1 protein-coding gene is annotated in these 3,591 nt (G+C 35.4%); it reads left to right on the forward strand.

What is annotated here, in order from left to right; genetic code table 11:
• Window positions 1-3,591, forward strand: a 3,591-nt coding sequence (locus tag JK188_RS16760; RefSeq protein WP_283092655.1) for a TcdA/TcdB pore-forming domain-containing protein, incomplete at both ends; no start/stop codon positions are given.

Below are 3,591 nucleotides of genomic sequence, written 5' to 3' on the forward strand. Positions count from 1 at the left end.
GAGTTATAGAAATGAAAATTGATTTTCATTGTTCATCTGCTTTTTATTCTAAAAAAAATAACATTAACCCTAGAATCATATCTCAGGCATTACGTGATTTGGCGTTAAGATCACCTTTTTGGTGGAATAGACCAGCTCAAGAAACTTCTGCAAGTCAAGATATTAAGCTATTCAAGGAAAATGCGATATCGTTCTCTAATGTTAATACGATTAGTGCTGATGACATGATAAAAAAGGGGCTACTACCCTCACAAGGTTTCGTAAAATTTACTCAGAAATCACCAAATACTTACACCATTGAGCCTATCTCCAGTGCTTCAAACCTTAACCCAGAGCTAACAGCTAATGCTTACTTTCTAGGGTATAACGGTGCTAATCAATCAAGTACAAAACCAGCTTATGTTGACATTCCTATACAGGCAGCGGAAGAGAGCTTTCTCTTTACTGGCTCTTTAACGGGATGCTCAGTTATCGTTACAAAATATAATGATACTACGTATCGTGTGTACCATGATGGAAGAGTTAATAGCTCGATATTATATGACAATGTGGTCATGGCATTTGATTTTATTGATTACCAAGTTGCCGGGACAGATGAAGGTTTGGCAATGGTTTATATGAGGTTTCATGAAGGTCAATGGGAGTTAATTTTACAGCGTCAGCAATATGAGGTTATTAATGGCATTCCCACACCACAACGACGAACACAAGGTCAAACAATAAGTCAGTTATATCCAGATGAAGAATTATCTCAATCAAATCTAGAGAAATTTAATCGATACCGTAGTGATACTCACCAAGAATTAGTGAATCTTGCTCGGGATTTTAATATTGATACGGGGCATATTGAAGATGGTGTTTATGAGGGCGGTGACTTTTCATCACAACATCCCGCAATTCTTCCTTGGGTAAATCTTCAAAATGAAATAAAAAAAAATCTCAATATTGAGAGAGAAAAAATAGATATAAAAATAGAGGCTGCAAAAAAGGAACTTCGTAGCTTACAAAATAAAAGAACCGAGTTAAGTCAAACAGAAATCACTCATGAAGATAAAGTTAGAATAGATGAATTAAATAAAATTATTGAATTGAATCAGGGGTTGAAAGAATATTATAAGCAAAAGTATAACTCTATTCTATCTAAAAGTTTATCTGTAGAACGTAGTTGGCTATGGTTACAAATAAAAAACAACCATGGTGAAGACGCTGTGATTAACGTAAACCAAGCGAGTATAAAATCAGGTATTCAATCTGAATTTACCAAAAATAGAGAAAGATATAAGACTATATTAGAAACGGATATATGGAATAGTCACGTTGATTTTAAGCAAGGTATTAAAAATTATAGTGAAGTCACAATCCGTGGTTTTGATGATCAAATGTCTTCATCAGAAATGCGAGAGCTTTATATTAAGGGAGGATTAAGTGCTAATGAGTGTGGTGCTTTATCTCAATATATTAAAATAAAGGAAGAGTCTGAATACATAGAAAATATTTTAAATTTCACATTAAAAACAAACACCCTATTTCAGAATGGGGGAAGCATTTATCAGCGCCTTGCGCCTCAAAATTTCTATTTACCATTAATGGGCGATGATGAAGGAGGGCGCTGCTATCCTCTCGTTAGATCTATGTCTGTTGCATTAGCGCTACATGATGGTACTTATGGTTCTGATGAGCTTTTTAATAAGCTATTTATTGCAGCGGCATCACCGGAAGAGAGAAACTCAGTTTTATTGAGATCATCACTGCAAAACTTACATTTTAATACGCAAGCTGTAGGAGCTTCTTCTTCAATTGGTCTACTTAATTTAAGGGAGATAAAAAAACTACTCATTGAATCTAATGGGACTCAGATGTATGCCTTAAATACCCAAAGCCATTCAATGCTAATAGGGAGAAAAAATTATAATGGTAAAGCTCATTACTATTTTTATGATCCAAATTTTGGGCTTTATGTTTTTGATAATCCTAAAAAATTCTTTAATTCATTAAATAATTTTTTGATCGAAGAAAAAATGGCATATCAATACGATGTGTTAATGGAAGAGTCTGTACCTGTTTTTGATCTCGTTTCGATTGACGTAGAGCAAATGGCAAACGTAGATGTTGGCTCAGGGTTAAAAGTCGAAGATTTAGTGTCTTCCTCTGAGTTGTCTGAGGTTATTCCGAGGCGTCAAGAAACAATAAACTTTATCGAAAATCAAAGTTTATTGGCAAAAGATAGGCAAATAAAATCGTCTTTGAGTATTTTAAAAGCGGAACAATGGGGAGGTCGCTTAGAATCATCACTCGATAAAATCACGCAAGAGAATCAATTAGATGAGCACTGGCTACCTGTTTTTGCGAGCACAGATAAACTAGAGGATGGGCGGTATCAAATTCAGTTTGTTCATAAAAACAACGAAGAATCTTCCCGTTGGATTGAAACCTATGACAAAACGTTTTTTGAATTTAAACAATATTCTTATGAGTCAATGCGTTCTTTTAGTGAGCATTACACATTTAACGATTTAGAGTTACAACATGAAGGGTGTCTTTCTGATACTGAGCATGTGGATGGACTTAATTCAGCCATTGGTATTAAGACATTGATTGAATGGTCAGCAAATCGTAATCGCCAGTCAGTGGCTTCAGGTAATCCTTCTAACTTAGAGAGTGCATTGAAAATCCATGCATATGTGAGTTATACAATGATGGCTCATGGGGCGTTGAATGATGTATCACGGATTGGTCGTTTAGCGGGAACGCTTTGGAAGGAGGGGGCTGAGGTTGTAAAAACAGAAATAAATAGTTTTTCATCATCAATTTTACGAACAGCAAATGAAGGAGTTGGTGCGATTTTTCAAGGGGCAATGGTCGGGTTTGATATTTATGAACTTGCAAATGCAGAAAATGAACCGCAGAAAACTATCATTGGGACTCAGTTGGCGTTTGATTCAGCTGCTCTAACGACAAGCGTCGTGGGATATGGGGCTTCGCTATTGGGAGCTGAAACTGTTGCTGGTGTTGCTATGCCATTAGCTGTGCCTTTAACGGGTCTTGGAATTGGTATCACTGAATTAGTCAAAATTAATGAGCGTCATGCACAAGAAACGTTAGAAGTTGGGGTTATTTTTGCTCAGTATAAAGAGAATTATCAGAATGCAGCTATCAGTTATGATGAGGAAAAAAAATTATTAATTCCAACAGAAGGCGTTGTTATTAAGGAAATTAACTTTCTTGATGGGAGCTTTACGCTGGGTAGTCACTATATTTATCGTGGTGAAAAAAGAACATGGATTTTTGGACATAGTGTTTTACACGATTTTCAATCACGTCCACGAGCTGATATCAATAAAGATGAAGCGATTAATATTAGAGAATCAGTTGGTATTTCGCAAAATGAAGTGAAATTTGATCCCTTCCAATCGAATGTGATGGTTCTGCCTGTAATACCTGAATGTTATTTAAGTTACAAATATTCTTCTTTTTTTGGTGTTACAAGTCGTAACGACTATGGTTTTTCGGTTCTTAGAAAAATAGAGGAGGATTATCAGTTTTATTTTGACTATTTTTATTGTGCTCTAGAATATGCTATATCAGAATTAA

This window comes from Providencia sp. JGM181 (assembly GCF_018257375.1).
Classification (GTDB): domain Bacteria; phylum Pseudomonadota; class Gammaproteobacteria; order Enterobacterales; family Enterobacteriaceae; genus Providencia; species Providencia lanzhouensis.